This window comes from Alteromonas sp. LOR, assembly GCF_000753865.1.
Taxonomy (GTDB): domain Bacteria; phylum Pseudomonadota; class Gammaproteobacteria; order Enterobacterales; family Alteromonadaceae; genus Alteromonas.
On sequence record NZ_JQFW01000027.1, the window covers coordinates 1 to 17,034 of the forward strand.

18 protein-coding genes are annotated in these 17,034 nt (G+C 42.6%); 7 read left to right on the forward strand and 11 right to left on the reverse strand.

Features of this window, described 5'->3' with window-relative positions:
* Positions 1 to 87: 87 nt before the first annotated feature.
* Positions 88 to 456, reverse strand: a complete 369-nt coding sequence (locus tag JV36_RS0109950) for a spondin domain-containing protein (RefSeq protein ID WP_200883148.1) — start codon at positions 454 to 456, stop codon at positions 88 to 90.
* 264 nt (positions 457 to 720) lie between these two features.
* On the opposite strand from JV36_RS0109950, the gene dkgB reads away from it, so the two are divergent.
* Entirely contained in the window at positions 721 to 1,524 is an 804-nt protein-coding gene (gene dkgB / locus JV36_RS0109955; protein ID WP_032096975.1) for a 2,5-didehydrogluconate reductase DkgB, read from the forward strand.
* Between the two features lie 283 nt (positions 1,525 to 1,807).
* On the opposite strand, the gene JV36_RS0109960 is transcribed toward dkgB, so the two are convergent.
* The 3 genes from JV36_RS0109960 to JV36_RS0109970 form a co-directional block, all read right to left on the reverse strand.
* Positions 1,808 to 2,827, reverse strand: coding sequence for a hypothetical protein (locus tag JV36_RS0109960; protein ID WP_235207820.1), 1,020 nt, complete (start codon positions 2,825 to 2,827; stop codon positions 1,808 to 1,810).
* A gap of 128 nt (positions 2,828 to 2,955) precedes the next feature.
* A complete protein-coding gene (locus tag JV36_RS0109965) occupies positions 2,956 to 3,807 on the reverse strand; it encodes a formyl transferase (RefSeq protein ID WP_052010273.1) in 852 nt (283 codons plus the stop codon).
* 56 nt (positions 3,808 to 3,863) lie between these two features.
* Entirely contained in the window at positions 3,864 to 4,283 is a 420-nt protein-coding gene (locus JV36_RS0109970; RefSeq protein ID WP_032096976.1) for an MAPEG family protein, read from the reverse strand.
* A gap of 690 nt (positions 4,284 to 4,973) precedes the next feature.
* Between JV36_RS0109970 and JV36_RS0109980 the strand changes: the two genes are divergently transcribed.
* Positions 4,974 to 5,951 (forward strand): DNA topoisomerase IB, encoded by a 978-nt coding sequence (locus tag JV36_RS0109980; protein ID WP_032096978.1) that lies wholly within the window; start codon positions 4,974 to 4,976, stop codon positions 5,949 to 5,951.
* A 214-nt stretch (positions 5,952 to 6,165) separates the two neighbouring features.
* On the opposite strand, the gene JV36_RS19235 is transcribed toward JV36_RS0109980, so the two are convergent.
* Positions 6,166 to 6,714, reverse strand: coding sequence for a hypothetical protein (locus JV36_RS19235; protein WP_052010274.1), 549 nt, complete (start codon positions 6,712 to 6,714; stop codon positions 6,166 to 6,168).
* A gap of 644 nt (positions 6,715 to 7,358) precedes the next feature.
* Here JV36_RS19235 and JV36_RS0109990 point away from each other — a divergent pair.
* The 3 genes from JV36_RS0109990 (at position 7,359) to JV36_RS0110000 (ending at position 9,218) form a co-directional block, all read left to right on the forward strand.
* Positions 7,359 to 7,589, forward strand: coding sequence for a ribbon-helix-helix domain-containing protein (locus JV36_RS0109990; RefSeq protein ID WP_032096979.1), 231 nt, complete (start codon positions 7,359 to 7,361; stop codon positions 7,587 to 7,589).
* On the forward strand, positions 7,590 to 7,877 hold the full coding sequence (locus tag JV36_RS0109995; RefSeq protein ID WP_032096980.1) for a type II toxin-antitoxin system RelE/ParE family toxin: 288 nt from the start codon (positions 7,590 to 7,592) through the stop codon (positions 7,875 to 7,877).
* A 465-nt stretch (positions 7,878 to 8,342) separates the two neighbouring features.
* Positions 8,343 to 9,218, forward strand: a complete 876-nt coding sequence (locus tag JV36_RS0110000; RefSeq protein ID WP_032096981.1) for a sterol desaturase family protein — start codon at positions 8,343 to 8,345, stop codon at positions 9,216 to 9,218.
* Positions 9,219 to 9,266: 48 nt separating this feature from the next.
* On the opposite strand, the gene JV36_RS0110005 is transcribed toward JV36_RS0110000, so the two are convergent.
* Positions 9,267 to 9,530 (reverse strand): Rho termination factor N-terminal domain-containing protein, encoded by a 264-nt coding sequence (locus JV36_RS0110005; protein WP_032096982.1) that lies wholly within the window; start codon positions 9,528 to 9,530, stop codon positions 9,267 to 9,269.
* Between the two features lie 366 nt (positions 9,531 to 9,896).
* Between JV36_RS0110005 and JV36_RS0110010 the strand changes: the two genes are divergently transcribed.
* Positions 9,897 to 11,186: a GGDEF domain-containing protein gene (locus tag JV36_RS0110010; protein WP_032096983.1), complete on the forward strand. Its 1,290-nt coding sequence runs from the start codon at positions 9,897 to 9,899 to the stop codon at positions 11,184 to 11,186.
* Positions 11,187 to 11,269: 83 nt separating this feature from the next.
* Here JV36_RS0110010 and JV36_RS0110015 read toward each other — a convergent pair whose 3' ends face one another.
* Positions 11,270 to 11,821, reverse strand: coding sequence for a sugar O-acetyltransferase (locus JV36_RS0110015; protein WP_032096984.1), 552 nt, complete (start codon positions 11,819 to 11,821; stop codon positions 11,270 to 11,272).
* Positions 11,822 to 11,875: 54 nt separating this feature from the next.
* Positions 11,876 to 12,547 carry a hypothetical protein gene (locus tag JV36_RS0110020; RefSeq protein WP_032096985.1) on the reverse strand — a complete coding sequence of 224 codons (672 nt, stop codon included), beginning with the start codon at positions 12,545 to 12,547 and terminating at the stop codon, positions 11,876 to 11,878.
* A 622-nt stretch (positions 12,548 to 13,169) separates the two neighbouring features.
* Here JV36_RS0110020 and JV36_RS0110025 point away from each other — a divergent pair.
* The gene (locus JV36_RS0110025) at positions 13,170 to 14,456 is read left to right on the forward strand and encodes a DUF445 domain-containing protein (protein WP_032139773.1); all 1,287 of its coding nucleotides are present in this window, start codon (positions 13,170 to 13,172) and stop codon (positions 14,454 to 14,456) included.
* A gap of 237 nt (positions 14,457 to 14,693) precedes the next feature.
* Here the strand turns inward: JV36_RS0110025 and JV36_RS0110030 are convergent, their stop codons facing one another.
* Genes JV36_RS0110030 through JV36_RS0110040 form a run of 3 tightly spaced genes read right to left on the reverse strand, consistent with a single transcriptional unit; the run spans position 14,694 to position 16,933 of the window.
* A complete protein-coding gene (locus tag JV36_RS0110030; RefSeq protein WP_032096988.1) occupies positions 14,694 to 15,281 on the reverse strand; it encodes a DUF1989 domain-containing protein in 588 nt (195 codons plus the stop codon).
* A 51-nt stretch (positions 15,282 to 15,332) separates the two neighbouring features.
* Positions 15,333 to 15,998, reverse strand: coding sequence for a guanitoxin biosynthesis heme-dependent pre-guanitoxin N-hydroxylase GntA (gene gntA / locus JV36_RS0110035; protein ID WP_032096989.1), 666 nt, complete (start codon positions 15,996 to 15,998; stop codon positions 15,333 to 15,335).
* A 32-nt stretch (positions 15,999 to 16,030) separates the two neighbouring features.
* Positions 16,031 to 16,933: a glycosyltransferase family 2 protein gene (locus JV36_RS0110040; protein ID WP_032096990.1), complete on the reverse strand. Its 903-nt coding sequence runs from the start codon at positions 16,931 to 16,933 to the stop codon at positions 16,031 to 16,033.
* Between the last annotated feature and the right edge of the window lie 101 nt (positions 16,934 to 17,034).

Genomic DNA, 17,034 nt, shown 5'->3' on the forward strand with positions numbered 1-17,034 from the left:
TATCATTAAAATACAAAACGCCCGATGAGGTTCATCGAGCGTTTTTAACTGAAAAAAGTGTCAACTTATATCAGGACTAGTCATCTGCTACTTCTCACCAAATCTATATAGAAACGTTATACGAGCTAAGCCACACCTAATCAACATGGCTGAAACTGCAATGGTAGGGGCTAACAATCCGCCCGCTGGATTGGCGATAACATCGGCTCCAATGGCGTCGCCGATGGTTGCTATACCGTCTAAACTGCCGCCTTCTGCCATCATTTGTAACTCGGTACTTGCCGTTTCACCCACCTCAAAAAGGCTGGCGTCTGCAGAGTGTGCTACCGCTGCAATGGGGGTGAAATATAAGCCGTGAGTTAAGTTTTGAATTTCTACAGTTAAATCGGCGGCAACACTGTATTGGGCTGTAAAAGTTAATAACGCTGCGGTAGTAAGTATGCTTAATCGTTTCATGGGTATTTCCTCAGTTATCAAAAAGCTCTTATGAACAAGTTCTTGCAAGTAGGCGCTCATGCCTTAGCAATACTGAGGGAGAAATGTCACAAAAGTATCCCGAAAATCAGACAAATCTATTCTCTTGATATAACAACTATTGCAGTGATTTTCACTGCACACATTTCCATCATCCAACCAATATCAACAAAAAATAGCGATCCACTGCTGCGAACCCCCGTAGGAATTAACGAACAAGTTGTTTCAAAATGACAAGGAGGAAAGATGAAAAACATGCCACAGTTGGGAATGGGAACATTTCGTTTAGAAGCCGAGCAGGCAAGGCAAGCAGTTAGCGATGCACTCGAAGTAGGGTTTCGCCATATCGATACTGCACAGTTTTACGGTAACGAATCTGAGGTAGGCGATGCTATTCAAACCAGTGGGTTGAAACGCGCCGACTTTTTCGTTACTACCAAAGTTTGGTATGAATCATTAGGTGAAGATCAATTCATGGCAAGTGTCCATGAAAGCTTAGAAAAGTTAAAACTCGAATATGTAGATTTACTTCTTATACATTGGCCGTATCCAGGCAATGATATAACCCTTGAGAGTTACTTAAATCGTTTAAAACAAGCGAAAGAACTCGGGTTGGCTCGACATATTGGCGTATCTAACTTTACGATAGATCAGCTCGACCAAGCAGAGAAAATCTTAGGTAAAGGTGAAATCTACACCAACCAAATAGAAGTGCATCCTTTTATGCAAAACCGCGCAGTAGCACAAGCGTGCAGAGAAAAGGACATTAAGGTAACTGCCTACATGCCATTTGCGGTGGGTAAGGTGATGCACGATGATACGCTCGCAGCGATTGCTAAGAAATATGATGCTTCTGCCGCTCAGGTGGTTTTATCATGGATGGAGAAACGCCATATATATGCAATACCTTCATCAACCAGCAAAACACATCTGGCAGAAAACCTAGCCTATGGTGGCGTGCAGCTATCTGATGAAGAGTTAGAGGCAATTGATGAACTGGATAATGGCGAGCGGATTGTCGATCCTGACTTTGCTCCCAAGTGGGATTAAAAAAGTAAAGTACTGAATAGGTAGACTAACAAAGCGTTAGTTATAAAAAGACAACGCAAAACATAAAGTAGCGATTGGACAGAGCATGAAACAGATTCTGCCTTTCGCTACTCTTTTCTCCGCTCACTATTACCTTTAGCTAATTGCTCTCGCCTTCGCTTTTCAAAGAGAGTGTGAAAATTCAGTAAGTAAAACAATTAGGCTCACTAATTTCTCCAAATTTCTAATTCTGCCAAGCCTTTAATTATTCCAAAGCAATTGACTAAATTTTGATGACCTACCCTCATCGGTTGAGAGACAGTTTTACTCCAGCCAGTAAGCGAGTAACGCCTCCCACAGTGTCTACCCTCACAAACCAGTCGGTATCGTGCTGTCTAGACAACACACTGCTAAATTCCACAGAGCCACCGTGTCCGGTGCCTAAAAAGTCTTCAGTAAGCTCTACGCGGTCGCCAAAACCATCGTCCACATAAGAGTAGTAAGCGAAGTACTCAATGGGGTAGGGCAGGGCCACACGTTCTCCAGAGAATTCGCCACTCATACCGGCAACAAATTTATTTGCTGATGCATCAATGCGCTGCACGTTTTCAAAAAACAACGTGTTGTCACTGGAATAGTTAAAGCGATATTCAGCACGCAGGAAATCACCACGTAGCATTCGCTCTATGCTGGCTTCATAGCTGTGCCGCTGACCCATTCGTGCTGAATATTCAACTTCAAAGTAATTGTCATCGCTGTTTCCTTTGCCAATGTCTAACGCATGGTTCGCTTGTTCATTGGCAAGTTGCCCTACAACAACTTCTATAGCGCTATTATTGCGAAGAGAACGAACGTGTCGAAAGCCAGTTATCCACCCATCTTTCGATAGCCCTGTAGAAGAAACTCGGCCTTTGTACGTAGGTATTATTCCAAATTCTGTCTTTCCGTACTCACTTTCATGACGGGCATAAAGTCGCCTAGCGTAGAGGTGATCGGTGTTGCTACTGCCAATGGTATTGTGGCTTGAAGAAAATCCGTCACCTGTTACAACAAAGCTATGCAGCGACCACGCTTTTGATAGCGAAACGGAAGGGTAATAGCGAAAGCGATACTGCTCTCGACTAGGTCTATTCGAGCGATTGTCATAACGCAGCTGAATATCTAGCTTTTGTGAAAACTTCACTGAATCAGCACTTGTGATGGTATCGGCTGGTGCACTTTCCTCATTTGCCGCACTTGCCGCAGTTGTTAAAAGCGCAAGCAATACCATCATAACAGCTAGGCTAAAAAGGGTACTGAGCCTATTGAGTAAAGTCCTATCCACACATGTTCCTTGTCATTAATTGTCACCTATAACACGCAGCGTAGAAGGTGAACCGACGCACTATTGCGCGAATCAACGCGCGCTTTATTGCGATTTCTACTGCAGAAAAAAACGTATGTTACACGTTATTAGGGAAAGAATCGTTGCGCCAAGCTGATTAAGTTACTGTGAATAACCCAACGATGACCTTTCTGCTCAAATAATGAGATAGAGGCTGGGTCTGGTAGGCCATAATAATTGGCTTGTGAGTTGTCTTGCGGTATCGAAACTAGCGCCACGCTGTCTGTTATACGTTTTGTCGCGGCGATCATGGCATCTAAGCCTGCTGGGTAAATGGCAAGCATATTGTCAAAGTAGGACAGGTTGTAATCAGTTTTGACAGGGTGGGTAGATAATATATCGCCCGTATCAATACCCCCATCTTGTATGCGATGTAACGTGCACCCTATATGAGATTCGTCCCTTAGCATAGCCCAAAATGTTGCCATAATTCCGCGGTACTGTGGCAATAATCCCGAGTGCAGATTGAGTACTCCGTGTTTGGGCACGCAAAGGGCGGGGGTTTTTAAAATACGGCCAAAGCGCACCGACAATATCAAATCGGGTTGGCATCGCTCTAATACAGAAAGGCCGTTACCTTCGTTAATTTCTGACACGGAGTGGATGTCGATACCACGCTGTTGCATGGCGTCGAATGTGAGAAGTCTCGGTGTTTCATAGCCTTCTTTTTCACAAGCCTCTTTTCCACAAGTTTCTTTCCCAGAAGCTTTTTGCCCAGAGATTAGCGCAGGAAAAAGAATTTCAGTGAATAGTGTGTTTTCGTAGAATGACAACGCCTCAAGCGCTTTAGGGCGATGGCTTTTGCCACCTACCTGCGCTGTCATTAGCACACTAAAATGATGTTCGGGCAGGGCCGTGATAAGACGATTTGCGGCCAAATTACTAGCAATATCTAAGTTGCAAAGAAGTGTAATGCGCATAATCGTCCTTTCAAAACGGCTTCAATGAAGTGTTTTAACTAGGGCGGATGCCGTTATTACACCGCTAATCTCATTCCTAGCAACACCAACATAACCACGTTAGCAATAATACCAATTAAAAAGAAGTAGCTTCGTGGGCTTGGGTTCTTTTCGGTGGCAATGGCATAGTAAAGTGCCATGTGAATGACTCTCGCGATAACATAAACCCATACACAAAGCGCAAAAACTGGGCTTTGATAATTAATAACAAAAGCAAATAACACAGTACCTATAAATAAAGCACTGTTTTCAAGTGTATTGTGAAACGTGCGATGCGCTCTAAAGACAAAACTATCGTGTGATAAATCGTCATCTATTTTGCCTGGAACTGCATGGGGTTGTTTCGCTTTGCTCACCGTTGCAACGCCCCACTGCACGAGTAAAAGTACTAAATACAAATAGAAGGCGAAGTAAGCTGAAAATGTGATGTCTGTCATGGATAAATCCTTTACTGAGTTTTCCGTGTTTTGCGGTAGTCGCAACCCTTATAAGGTGATTAAAAATAACGCTGCAAAAAACAGGTTATGGATAGCACTTTGCACTGTACTTTGTAAAAAGTACAGTGCAAAAAGCACGCCTCTATTATTAGCAGCGTTTTACTCGCTTACAGCGCAAAACCACCGAAGGCCGCTGTAATATATTCCAAATTACTTATAAAAATTACACGGGAATGCCGGAATTATCTCCGTCGCATCAAGGATATAGGACGTTTCTCACTCGCAAAAGCGCCGTTGTGGACGGGAAGATGGACAACTATGAAAGGAGCCCTCTGAGCAACTATTAAGGCTTAGCTGAGAGCTATCTGTATAGTTAGTAACAATAGCGAATAGATGAATATGACAATCGCTAAATAAACGGCAGCAGAACATGGCTCAAATCTTGTAGGCTATTAAGTATATGAGGGTGTCAGCAGGTTGTAAGTAAAGCCTTTAATAGAACTTTTCTGACAAAGTGATTCAACAAGCAATTAAGCGTGCGCAGCGATAGACAAGCAGCGTGCGCAGTGATAAACAAGCAGCGTGCTCGGGGATAAACAAGTAGTTCAAGTAGAACAGTGTACGAAAACTTACCTTGATAAAACGCTCAGTAAAAGTCGCGGTTAGAATAACTAGGATTCATAAGAAAAAATGCAATTAATTTATGTTGACGACAATTTACCCGGCATATCTCGAAAGCCAAAGGGAAAGCAATGGCAGTATTTCGATCCGATCGGAAAATCCATACAAGATGCAGATGTTATTGATAGGCTAAATAGCTTAGCGTTTCCGCCAGCCTATAAAAATGCGTGGTTCTGCCCTGAAGAAAACGGCCATATTTTAGCGACTGGGTTTGATAGCAAAGGGCGCAAACAGTACCGTTATCATCCGGAATTTAGAGCTCAGCAGGAGGCAAAGAAGTATGAGGCCTGCGGTGTTTTTGGTAATAAGTTACCGCTTCTTAGAGCGCAATTAGAATCTGACTTACAGGGTGACGAGCTTAATGTTCAGCGCACGTTGGCTGCGGTGGTCAGGTTAATGGATTTAGGCGCCTTGAGAGTTGGCAACGAACGCAACGTTAAGCAAAACAAAAGTTACGGTGCCACTACGCTTCGCACCCGTCACGCAAAACTAACCGGTAAAACCATTCAGCTGAACTACCGTGCTAAGTCTGGAAAGGAGCGACAGGTAAATATCACCGACAGAGTGCTTAGCCATGTAATCAAAGAGCTGCAGGATTTGCCCGGTCAGCACCTTTTTCAATATATAGATGGCTCAGAGCGCACCAATGTGACTTCTGGTGAAGTTAACCAATACATTCAAGAGGTCATGGGTGAATCGTTTAGTGCCAAGCACTTTAGAACGTGGCGAGCCAGTGTGATTGCATTTGAAGAACTGGCTAATGCAAAAGGCGAACTTACCCTTAAAAGCATGCTCGATACGGTGTCTTCTCAACTTGGTAACACGCCAGCCATTGCGCGTAATTCTTATGTGCACCCTGAGTTAATTACGCTGTGTAAAGAAGATGGGGCAACCCAACAGGCATGGAGAAAGTCTTTAACTTTACCGAGAAAAACGAAATATTTAAGCCGCGCAGAGCGAGGCTTTTTAGCATTTTTAGAGCGCTAGCCCTACAGCTATAATTAAGCTCGTACCTCCAAGATACAGCAGCTTTAACTTCACCTGACACTTTAACTTATAGATTTAGACGCCATATGACTGGTGGCTTGAGACAAGAACCGGAAGTTCAAAGGTACTTTATTGACTTAGGTTTTATTATGTTTTCTAAACGCGAGGGTTTCCTATCTAACAACACTAGACCATTATCAACTCTCAGAACATTTTAACCCAAAGTCATTCTGCGGTTTTTGAAGCGCAGCAACAAAGGTTTAATGCACTTGTGTGACAACAACGAGATAGTGGCGAACATGAATACACTGACAAATGGGATAGCAGGGCCAAACACAAAGGCTGAGCCGATAACATGCCCGAGAATAAATTCCATTCTGTAAAGCGGTACAAATAGAGCTGAAATTAAAACGCCCAGAGCTAAATACATTGTTACGCTTGGAAAGCCATTTATGAAAGCAATTGATTGAACTGTGCTTACCAGCAGCATGCCAAAGAAACCCAGTATTATTGACGGAGAAAGTGTTTTTGCATCTGACTTAGTTGATATTCTTTTTCGGATTACTGCAGCGGATAGCCACACAAGAAGGGGCAAAATCAGCAGTCCCCACCAATTCGACAATCCGGGAAGATCAGCGCGCATGAAAAGGTGATGGGTAACTACTCCGCCGTTAAAGTATTCCCACGTTAAGTGACATACTTCGAAAAGTATTACTGCTAGTAACAGGCCATTTCTTATTTTATTGAATTGCTTCTCTTTCATTTCATTTTACCCTCAATCGGTCAGAATATTAGGTATGGGGTGCAATCACCGCGCCATAAACAAAAGATAATAAAATCAATTAATTACAATTAACTCTTGCTTTGAATTTAGTATGTTTACTTAGATATTAACGTTATATGCCAATTTGTCGCATTAAATACTACCTTTCGCACAACATAATCAAAACCTGATCAGACTCAATAGCGAAGTTTGATATTTCCTATACACGCTTGAGTATCTTTTCACAATAACAGTACTTTACTATGCGTCGTGTACTTTTTTTCGTTGCAGCGTTGTTATTGTTGAGCGGTTACGCTGATAACACTCTTTTGTTGAAGGGGCCGCAAAAGACAAGTTGCTGCTAGCCACATTGAAAATCTACAGGTCGGCAATACGTACACAGTTACCGGTTAGATGTTTTCTTTAAAACAACTACTTCTTTTCACAAATTAGTATTTGAGACTTCACGAAAATCTCAGTCCCGAACGGCAGCTTTTGGGCTTAACTTTGAATTCGTTCTAGCCTCGCCGACTTATGACTTTTTAAATAAAGTCTCGTTAACATATCGATATTCCCCACATGGATATGACACAGAATATCTTCTGGTGTAATATTGCACCAGCTTATATGTTGGAGAAGTTAAAATGCCACGTCAAAGTATTACACTTTCTGAAAAAAATGATGATTGGTTAAAAAGTCATGTCGGTGCCGCGGGAGAATACGCAAATAAAAGCGAGTTAGTAAATGACATTATCAGAAGAGCAAGGCGAGCTGAGTTTATTAATGAGAAGCTTGCGAAAGCTGAACAGAGCGGCCACGTTGATCAATCGCCAGAAGAAATTTTAGCTGAATTCAAAGCTGACCTAAAACGCTAAATGGCGGCATATAGACTATCGAGAAACGCAAAAGAAGATCTCCGACGTATATATGTTTATGGAGTAGAAGAGTTTGGCGAAGCGCAGGCCGACGAATACTTTTTGGGCTTCTTTGAGACGTTCCAAAAAATAGCGAGTAATCCGCTAGCATATCAATCTGCTGAGCATATTCGTTTGGGTTATCGGCGTTGCGTATATCGTTCAGACACTATCTATTTTCGCTTTATTGATAGTGATATTGAAATTACCGCAATATTGGGTGGGCAAGACACCGATAACTGGCTATGAATAAACACTCCGAATATCGGCTATGACGCTGAAGTTCGCATTCGCGATAAAAATTTGAACTCAGAACTCTTTCTCAAAACAGCGTCAGGCTTGTCGTAGCATCAAGGTTCGCAACACGTACACTAAAGACTGCCAGATGTGATCTTGACGCCTTTTTAATGAAAGAGAAATTTTTGTCCACGTTATTGTTCATGAGTATGCGCCTCTATTGTTAAGATCAAACCGAGTATGATAAGTGCTATTAGAGCAACCTATACAATATACGTAGCTTTAACTATGAATAAAGATGACCTTATTTCTTTTTTTGTATGAGCAAGGTTCATGCTCTACTGGGCCCGCTGAAAGTATTTGTTACAAAAAGACATAAATAACTAATTTATTTAAGGCTACACTTTGTAAATGTGAGGAGCCTATAAATATGCTCTTCGGATAGTAAAATTTTTAGCCGCTAGACAGGGAAGTGGTATGAGTAAGCAATCAAACGTAGACATTACTTCGCTTATAGAAAATACATTGCGCTTCGCCGTGTATTGGATAGTACAACCTACCTTAATTGCCATTTCACTGTACTTAGCCGACACGAAAGCGTCTATAGATGCTCATAGCCTATTTATCGTCGTTGCATTCTGTCTGCTTACACTATTTGAGAACATTATTCCCGCCAGAAAGGATTGGCGAAAAAGTTTCAGAGAAAACGTCGCGCTGTTTGGTTTTGTATTTGTTGCGGGAGCTGCTTATGCCGCTGTTGAAGCTTTATACGAAGCTTCACTCTTTCAATGGATGACAAGTATCAGCGAAACATGGCAAGTAGACATTTGGCCTTCACACTGGCCTGTAGTCATGCAGGTACTGCTTATCTTTTCTGCATTTGAATTTGTTAACTATTGGTATCATAGGGCGTCTCACCGATGGGGATGGCTTTGGCGACTTTCAGGCCACGGTGCGCATCACGCGTTTAAAAAACTGAGTAGTATGAATTCACTAGCAAATCACCCGATAGAAGCTTTTTTTCTTATACTGCCAAGAGCGATTGTTGGATTTCTCTTAGGTGGAGAGTCGGTGGGTGCAGCTTTTGTTTCTCTCACGGCAGTAACAGCTTTACTTGCACACAGTAATTTACGGCTGAATTCAGCCATAGTTGGCTGGTTTTTTACGACTAACCGCTTCCATATTCATCATCACTCCCAAGTTATCAGTGAAAGTAATACTAACTATGGTTGCGTGTGTATAATTTGGGACCGGTTGTTTGGCACGTTTCACGATGCGGATACCAAAGACACCGGAATTGGCAATGTTCAGCCTAGTTATAAAAACATATTCACCCTGCCATTCAAGCAATAGGAGACTTTTTATAACTGGTGTAGATCATTAATGGCGGTGTATCCGCCATTAATGATTACGCAGCGCATCAATTAACTCGCCTTTACTCATGTTAGAGCGCCCGTCAATGCCAACTTCTTTGGCTTTTTGATAGAGCTCATCTTTAGTGCGATCTTCGTACCTGTTGGCTTTGCCACCATCTTTAGACGGCGTTTGTTCACTATTTGCTTGGGCATTTGCGATACGCGCCGACTTTTCTTTGCTATAGCCTTCGTCGCGAAGGGCGTCATAAGTATCGTCGTTTTTTATTTGGTTACCGTGGTTTTTAGCCATTTTAAACTCCTTTTTAAAAGGTGAATGAAGCTATGATGTTTGTAGTATTTCATACTTGGTATTTGCACAGACGGTTTAGGTTTAGATCGCTAACTAGCAATAACGCTGCACCGCAATGTAAAGACTTAACACGCCGCGAGGCCGAGACCTCATGCTAAAGGACGATATGATCTGCTGAGCAATTTAGCTATCTTGCTTTATACTAAAGGTTACTCAAATTATTTGATGCCGTTCGCTTTGGCGTCTACTGTGTGAATAGTTACGGCACACAGCACAAATATATTTGCAATTACGTTAGGGTATGATAAAAATTTACGCCCTTAAGAATAGCGAGCGATGACAGCCGCAGAGGTAGTTTAAAAAGATATGATTCAAGGATTATCACTGCCCCTATTCGTGACCTCCATCATTTGCTTGTTACTAAGCTTTTTCTTTGTACTTCTTTACTACCGCTTAACTTCTCGCCATGAAGAGTCGGTTAAATACTACTTAATTTTCTCAATTGCAGCATTGGTCAGCGGCATATTCTTTGGTGCATTTGCGGTCATGCTCAATTCAAGTGATAACCTCACTTACCTTAGTATTTCAAATCGGATTACAGTGGTTGCGGCTATGTTTACTACGGTACTTAGCCTGCATTTCTATTTGGCGTTCTACGAATACGAGGCACCCACGTCTTTAAAGTGGTGTTATGGCGTTTGCGCAGCTTTCTCAGTAGCCACGGTAATACCGGGTTCGCTATTTCTCGACAATGCCTTTTATGCGACATCCTCTTATTACACAGGCCTCGCGTTCGGGCCACTGTTTGAGCTTTGGGGAGTGTGGATTTTAGTATTGGCGGTGTATTGCATTTTTATACTTTTTAGGGTGTTTTTACGACAGCGCAGAAGGCAACTACAGACACAAGAAAAGGAGCAAAAAGATAGCAATACCAGCACCGTTTTACTATTGCTTCTTGCCAATACAATTTGGATGGTAACTGGTGTGTGCGACATGCTAACAGGTGTTCAAGTTGCTGATTTACCGCCGCTTACATGGATTGGTTCATTTTTAGTGACATCGACCATTGCGTGGGCGCTGGTGTTGCACATCGATGACCTTTATGAAGAACGACGATTACTAAGCGATCGTTTAATGTACGATCATTTAACCCAGGCATTCTCTCGTAGTTACCTAGAAATACGCCTCACCGAAGCCGTAAATTTAATGCTAAGGGGAGAGCTTAAATGGTTATCAGTGTGCGTGTTCGATGTGGACAACTTTAAAACCATTAACGATCAGTATGGTCATGCTAGTGGTGATGCGCTACTGACACGAATAACCAGTATTATTAAGGAAAACATTCGTCAGTCCGATTGCATTGCACGACTGGGAGGTGATGAGTTCGTTATTTTATTTACCGATACGCAAGACGAAAATCACGCCCCTGCTATTGTTGAACGTATTCGTTTGCATGTGGCTAACGCACAGTTTGGAGAAGGTGAGGTTGCCTATAATGCGTCTTGTTCATTTGGTATTGTCAGCGTTACGCCGGACCAGCTCACGCTGAACGACTTACCCAATCAAATGCTATCAAGCGCAGATGAGGCGCTATACAGCGCCAAACACAAAGGCAAAAACGCCGTTGGTATTGCTACGCTAACTGACTTGTCTTAGTCAGTTGATAGAGCCCGCTGGGTCCAAAAAGCTGATTCGCGATTAAACCCCTTCCATTTAGATAAAAATTTGTACACCAAAGGTTAACACGGCCTAATCACACGAGCAGGATTTCCGCCAATGATCACGTTATCACCAAAGGATTTGGTCACCACAGCACCCGATGCAACCACCACATTATTTCCAAGCGTTACACCGGGGTTTATTACAGCCATTCCACCTACCCAGCAATTGTCGCCAAGCGTGATTGGTTTTGCGAATTCAATGCCGGTGGCACGCTGCACTGGGTCTATTGGATGTGTTGCAGTATAAAGACCAACCTGTGGCGCTAGCATGCAGTTATCGCCAATGGTGACCTTGGCGGCGTCTAAAATAACGCAATTGAAATTGGCGTAAAAATTCTCACCCACAACAATGTTTTCACCATAGTCACATTTAAATGTAGACTCGATGTAAAGGCGCTTTCCCGTTTCGGCGAACAGAGTTTTAAGTAACTGTGTGCGCTTTTTATGTTCAGTCTGACATGTGCTATTGAGTATATCTAAATGCTTACGGCAGTCTTTACGACGTGCCGTAAGGTGTTTATCTGAAGGAAAATAAAGCTCGCCTGCGAGCATTTTTTCTTGTTCGGTCATGTAGATTTAGCGCCTATCTATTATTAAAGGTTCGGTAAACGATACGGTAATCGATTACTTCGCGTCGGCGTAGCTTACAATAACCTTTCCTTTGATGTCTTGATTTTCAATCTTAAGATCAACCGGTCGCTCTAATTTTACAGACCCGTGCAATGTCACGTTAGACCCTATGGTAAGTGTGGGCATGTGGTCATCCTCGTCTATCCACTTGCTGTCGCTGCTTTTATAAACGATGTTGCCGAAAATAACGCTGTCGCCTTCAATATCAATGTCGCCGTTAACAGTAGCTAGGTCTTTTTCGATTGTTACGTCGGTAATATGAATGTTGCCATTTACCGTTTGTATATTTCCGCCTATTTCACCATGAGAATCAAACGATATGTCGCCGTTCACCGTTTCTACATCTTGCGTGACAGTGACATGAGATGCGGCGAAAATATCACCGTTTACCACGTCAACTCTCCTCGCTGTTACGTGACTTTCCATGTCTAAATTACCGTTTACTATGCTGATGTCCTCAGCACTGCCGTGATCATCAATATCCACGTTACCATTGATTGATGAAATATCACCGGCATGCTTACCGCTCTTTATATCAACGTTGCCAAGCATAGTACTCACGTCGTTTCCATCCATAGCACTAGCGTTACCCACATGAATAACACAGCCGCTTAATAAGGTTGTACTAACTACAATCATGGCACCGGCGATAAAAGACTTTTTCATTTTCGTTCCTTTAAGAATCTATAATTTTATATTGAAAGCGAGAAAATTTGTGGCGTAACGCGGTACAAGATTATGTAAGTATTACGTCTTTATTCTCTCACTATTACTTAAATGTTGCGTAGCAGGTATTTAGCCAGTATGCAGACTAGCTAGCTGTTGCTTCGTAGTATGTTGTAATCATGTAATATGCCAACTGTTAAAATCATTAAAAAACATAGGTTTACGATAATTCGAGATGCTGGGTAGTACATTGCTGTCGTGGGTTTGATTATTAAGTTACTGAAAAAGCTAAATAATGATTTTTTTCGCTATTTGTGATGATGATATGTGCAGCAAAAGATGTGTGCTAATTCACGGTTTAAGCACAAGCCTAAGCAGAGCGCTCGTGTGAGGTATGGATAAAGAAGCGGCTGAGCCGCACTGTGCAGCATTTAAAAAGCGACTTTGTATAACTGCCTAGCAACTAAATACGTTCAAAGCGTTCGTTTGCTGATAAAAGGTCTGTAGTTTGCATAGCTTGTAGGTAAAAAGTTGAAGCAGAGAAAAGGACGGTGAGCGTTTAGGCTATTTCAATCAACTGGTCTCCTGAGCGGTTAACGTTTTTTATTTAAAAGGAAATTGCATGCAAGATAAGCAGTATCAGCTACACAGAGCTAAGCGTCAGGCATTGGCATGTTTACTGTTTGCGGCGGGTGTTTTTGTGACCACTATTCTCACTCAAAAATATCAGCCTGATATTGCTCAAACTTGGTGGCTAGGGCTTATCAAAATGGCAAGTGAAGCAGCCTTAGTCGGGGGGCTAGCCGATTGGTTTGCCGTCACTGCGTTGTTCAAACCTATTCCTTCATCTTACCCAATTCCACACACCAATATTGTGGCGAACAATAAAAACGCTATTGCGAATAACCTCTCTGAATTCGTAAAAGAAAAGTTTTTTAATCCTCATGCAATTGAAAAGCTGATAAGCGATAGTAACCCTGCGCAAGGTGCTGGCCGGTGGTTAGAGACTCCACAGAATGCGCAAAAGCTAAGCCGTTTTTTATGTGATGCGCTAAGCGGAATGTTAAGAGTATTAGACGATAAACCGGTTAAAGCCTTTATTGCTAAAACAGTGGAGAAAGGGCTGAAAAATCTCGATTTAAACCAGTTAATCGCTACCTCATTAGGAGCAGTAACGAAAGAGCGCCAACACCAAGTCATGCTCGATAGGCTTCTCGGTAAGTTAGCGGGGTTACTCAGTCAACCAGACACGCAAGAATACATTGCTAATACGCTGGTGATATGGCTTAAGACTGAATACAGCAGACTTGAGAAAATTTTACCTTCTAGTTGGATAAGCGAACAGGGCGCGTTAATCGCGGTAAAGGCTGTATCCTCTATTTTAGAAGATATCTATCAAGATGAAGATCATCCAATCAGGCATGCATTTGACGAGCAGGTCAATGAGTTCTTACACGACCTGCAGCACAGCCCTGATATGGAGCAAAAGGTAAACGGATTTAGGGAAAAGGTTATCAACGACCCTGCGCTAAAGAATTACCTTCACGGCTCGTGGCAACGATTTAACCTATGGCTGTTAACATCCCTTGAAGAAAACGAGGGTAAAGCAGAGCAAAAGGTCGCGGGATTATTACAGGATTTAGGGGCTTCTTTGCGAAATGATAGCCAATTATCCCATTCATTCAATCAGCATATTGGTGAGGCGGCAAAATACATGGCCCCTGAGTTAGCAGAATTTCTTACCCGGCATATTAGAGACACGATCAATAGTTGGGATGAAGAAGACATGGCAGCGCAAGTAGAGTTGAATATAGGGAGAGACCTTCAAAAAGTGCGTATCAATGGCACCATTGTGGGTGGGGGAATTGGCGCAATACTGTTTGGCATAGAGATGCTTATTGGTTTGTGAGTATCTGCAATGATACTGAGTTGGTGAGAGTTGGTATATCCCGTGAGATTGACTAGCCCCGCCGAGACCCATAGCATAAAGACGAATGAATAGTGAAAACGTTAATGCGTTTGCCGCGAGAGAACGGGCGTGTAAACGAACTTGCTCTCTATAAGAGCAAGCGTATTCGTCTTAAATTATTGCTGTTAACGTGTCCTTATTAAATTCGCCCTGTTAAATTTTTCTGCTGAGTGATTCTTACAATGCGGGCATAATTTCAAACTGGATTGGTTTATAGCGAAAGTTATTCGATTCGCCTGCTGAGCACGCCGTTAGGCCAACTATCATGTCCATCTTCGCTTCAAATACAGTGTAGTCACCGGCTTTACTGGTAGGCGGTAGCACCGCTATTTTACCCTCTTTGCTTACATCCACGTTCATAAAGGTGTTAAAAGTAGTACCGATGTGATGCGCGGGAATGTCGAATTCAGCAAATGCTGCCACTAAGTTGCCATGACATCCAGGAACTGGTGTTTCATTGGGATAGAAGTGTTTGAACGTGTCTACACTGCAAGGCGTTAAAAGAAAGTCGTGTTCCTTTACCGTGTCCTCAATAATTTCAAACATCACCTGGCTCTCATTAGAATAAAGCTTACAGCCCGCTTCAAAATGAGTACTTTCATTGTAATCTAGGGAACGGCCCGACGACATGAACTCATTTTTATCGTGAGCATTAAAAGCATATAAATCCGCTACTTGCTCGCCTTCAGGGTCGATGACTTTAAGCCGTTCACCTTTTTTAATGGTAAAGGCCGTACCGCTTCTTGGTTGAATGGTTTGTCGCATTTCTGCTCCTTCAATGTCTTTATTTGAATGTGTAGATTCGGTGAAATTAGACTAATTTTGATTCGCATGGAAAGGGCATTGCCAGCGCTCGGGCTGCTGCTTGCCACTGTATTGATAGGCTTCCGATTTTTCACCATGATTTTTCAATAAGGTATTTTTCGAACCACAGAAGGCTTCGTCTTGCTGACGAATATGGTCCCTTAAATCTTCAAACTTGCCTTGCTCGCGCAGTAGATCAAATTGCTCGTGAAGGTTGAAAACGAGTGTCGGACGTTCAAAGCGTCTGCTTTTTCGTTTAGCCCCTGGATGAAGCCCTATGATAAAGAACGCTTTACCGCCTAAACTAAAGCTAAAATTAGGACTATGCGGATTGTCATCTACATGCTTATCCCAGTCGTGCATACAGGTGTCGATATCATGAAGTTGCTGAAGCTTTTGCCACAGTAACTTGTCGAAGGCAACCTCGCTCAATACTTCCGGTTGCTCAAAGGTGAATACCAACGATGAGTACATGTCTTTTTCTAGCTCAAAGCGATGAATAAAGTTGTAAATATCCGTTAGTATATCGGTGTCATTTATGTCGCATCGTAAATCATCGTACTGCTTCACTGTGATCTTACCCTTGTTTAACGCAGTTTTAGCGCCTACGCAGGGGTATTCAGCTTGGTTGATAAAAGCAGAAATTTTTTGCTCCAAATTTGGTTTTAAAATAGACATAGTCACTCCTTGTTGATTAGTCTTCTTACATCCTACGCAGTTTGCTTAATCAGCGAGGCATCTTGCCCATCCGCCAATACTTGTGTTTCGCCGAGAGTCTTCTCTCCTTTAGGCAGTTGAAGAACGCTTATCCCTGCGGTTTCAAAATCTTTATTGATATATCCGGCATCTGCGAAAGCACGAAGAACATCGCTACATGGATTCATTCCCCACTTAGCGTGATAGCGCTCGGCGTTTCTGACAAAATCAAGAAGGTGATTAATAGGGCAGCGATAATTTGGTCGCTCTGGGGCGAAAGTGTGTAAGTCTACTTGATTTAATGCAAAGCCCAGCGAGCGGCAGTTCGTAAAAAAGTCTTCATCGTTCAATCCGAAGCCCTCGTAACCTTCATCGAATCCACCGGTTCTCTTAAAATCTATTTTGCTGATAAAAAATACTGTTGAGCGAGTGCTATCGTCGGTCAACGCGCACCCGTCATTTTCTTTTCGTCTTGACGGAATTTCATTATTGTCTTCTTCTGGCAGTTCTTGGCTTTTGATATGGCATAACGTGTCGTGGGGAAATATCCATTGTGATTCTGAAACAAATGACACTTTGGTAAATAGCACTGAGCCAGGCCGCCATGCGTTGGTAAACGTGTCGATAAAGTGAGTATCTACAATGGCATCAACGTCAACGTAAGCCAGTAGGTTACTTTTCGCTTCCTGCAAGCCTCGGTTGCGCGCTTTAGCAATGGGCAAAGTTTCGTTAGTCACAAATTTGTGGACAATAGAAAACATCTCACTTTGCGCTAGTGAGAGGGTTGAAGGAGGGCACATCCAAACGATAACAAGTTCTTCAGGTAATGGGGTGCACGACTCGAGCTGTTCTATGAGTCTGCAGAGCTTTTCTGTCCGATTTTTTACTATGGTGACAACGCTTACGGGTGAATGCATGTAAATCTCCTAAGTTCCTTTTGGTGAGAGATTGATAACTTAACTTCTATCGTCGTTATCAATCAGCGCTCGACCTAGTTTATCCGTAATAATTACTTGCA

Excerpts from the sequence above, each read along its gene's own strand:
- JV36_RS0109950 (WP_200883148.1), bottom strand. The coding sequence starts at position 456 with ATGAAACGATTAAGCATACTTACTACCGCAGCGTTATTAACTTTTACA.
- dkgB (WP_032096975.1), top strand. The coding sequence starts at position 721 with ATGAAAAACATGCCACAGTTGGGAATGGGAACATTTCGTTTAGAAGCC.
- JV36_RS0109965 (WP_052010273.1), bottom strand. The coding sequence starts at position 3,807 with ATGCGCATTACACTTCTTTGCAACTTAGATATTGCTAGTAATTTGGCC.
- JV36_RS0109970 (WP_032096976.1), bottom strand. The coding sequence starts at position 4,283 with ATGACAGACATCACATTTTCAGCTTACTTCGCCTTCTATTTGTATTTA.
- JV36_RS0109980 (WP_032096978.1), top strand. The coding sequence starts at position 4,974 with ATGCAATTAATTTATGTTGACGACAATTTACCCGGCATATCTCGAAAG.
- JV36_RS19235 (WP_052010274.1), bottom strand. The coding sequence starts at position 6,714 with ATGAAAGAGAAGCAATTCAATAAAATAAGAAATGGCCTGTTACTAGCA.
- JV36_RS0109990 (WP_032096979.1), top strand. The coding sequence starts at position 7,359 with ATGCCACGTCAAAGTATTACACTTTCTGAAAAAAATGATGATTGGTTA.
- JV36_RS0109995 (WP_032096980.1), top strand. The coding sequence starts at position 7,590 with ATGGCGGCATATAGACTATCGAGAAACGCAAAAGAAGATCTCCGACGT.
- JV36_RS0110000 (WP_032096981.1), top strand. The coding sequence starts at position 8,343 with ATGAGTAAGCAATCAAACGTAGACATTACTTCGCTTATAGAAAATACA.
- JV36_RS0110005 (WP_032096982.1), bottom strand. The coding sequence starts at position 9,530 with ATGGCTAAAAACCACGGTAACCAAATAAAAAACGACGATACTTATGAC.
- JV36_RS0110010 (WP_032096983.1), top strand. The coding sequence starts at position 9,897 with ATGATTCAAGGATTATCACTGCCCCTATTCGTGACCTCCATCATTTGC.
- JV36_RS0110015 (WP_032096984.1), bottom strand. The coding sequence starts at position 11,821 with ATGACCGAACAAGAAAAAATGCTCGCAGGCGAGCTTTATTTTCCTTCA.
- JV36_RS0110020 (WP_032096985.1), bottom strand. The coding sequence starts at position 12,547 with ATGAAAAAGTCTTTTATCGCCGGTGCCATGATTGTAGTTAGTACAACC.
- JV36_RS0110025 (WP_032139773.1), top strand. The coding sequence starts at position 13,170 with ATGCAAGATAAGCAGTATCAGCTACACAGAGCTAAGCGTCAGGCATTG.
- JV36_RS0110030 (WP_032096988.1), bottom strand. The coding sequence starts at position 15,281 with ATGCGACAAACCATTCAACCAAGAAGCGGTACGGCCTTTACCATTAAA.
- gntA (WP_032096989.1), bottom strand. The coding sequence starts at position 15,998 with ATGTCTATTTTAAAACCAAATTTGGAGCAAAAAATTTCTGCTTTTATC.
- JV36_RS0110040 (WP_032096990.1), bottom strand. The coding sequence starts at position 16,933 with ATGCATTCACCCGTAAGCGTTGTCACCATAGTAAAAAATCGGACAGAA.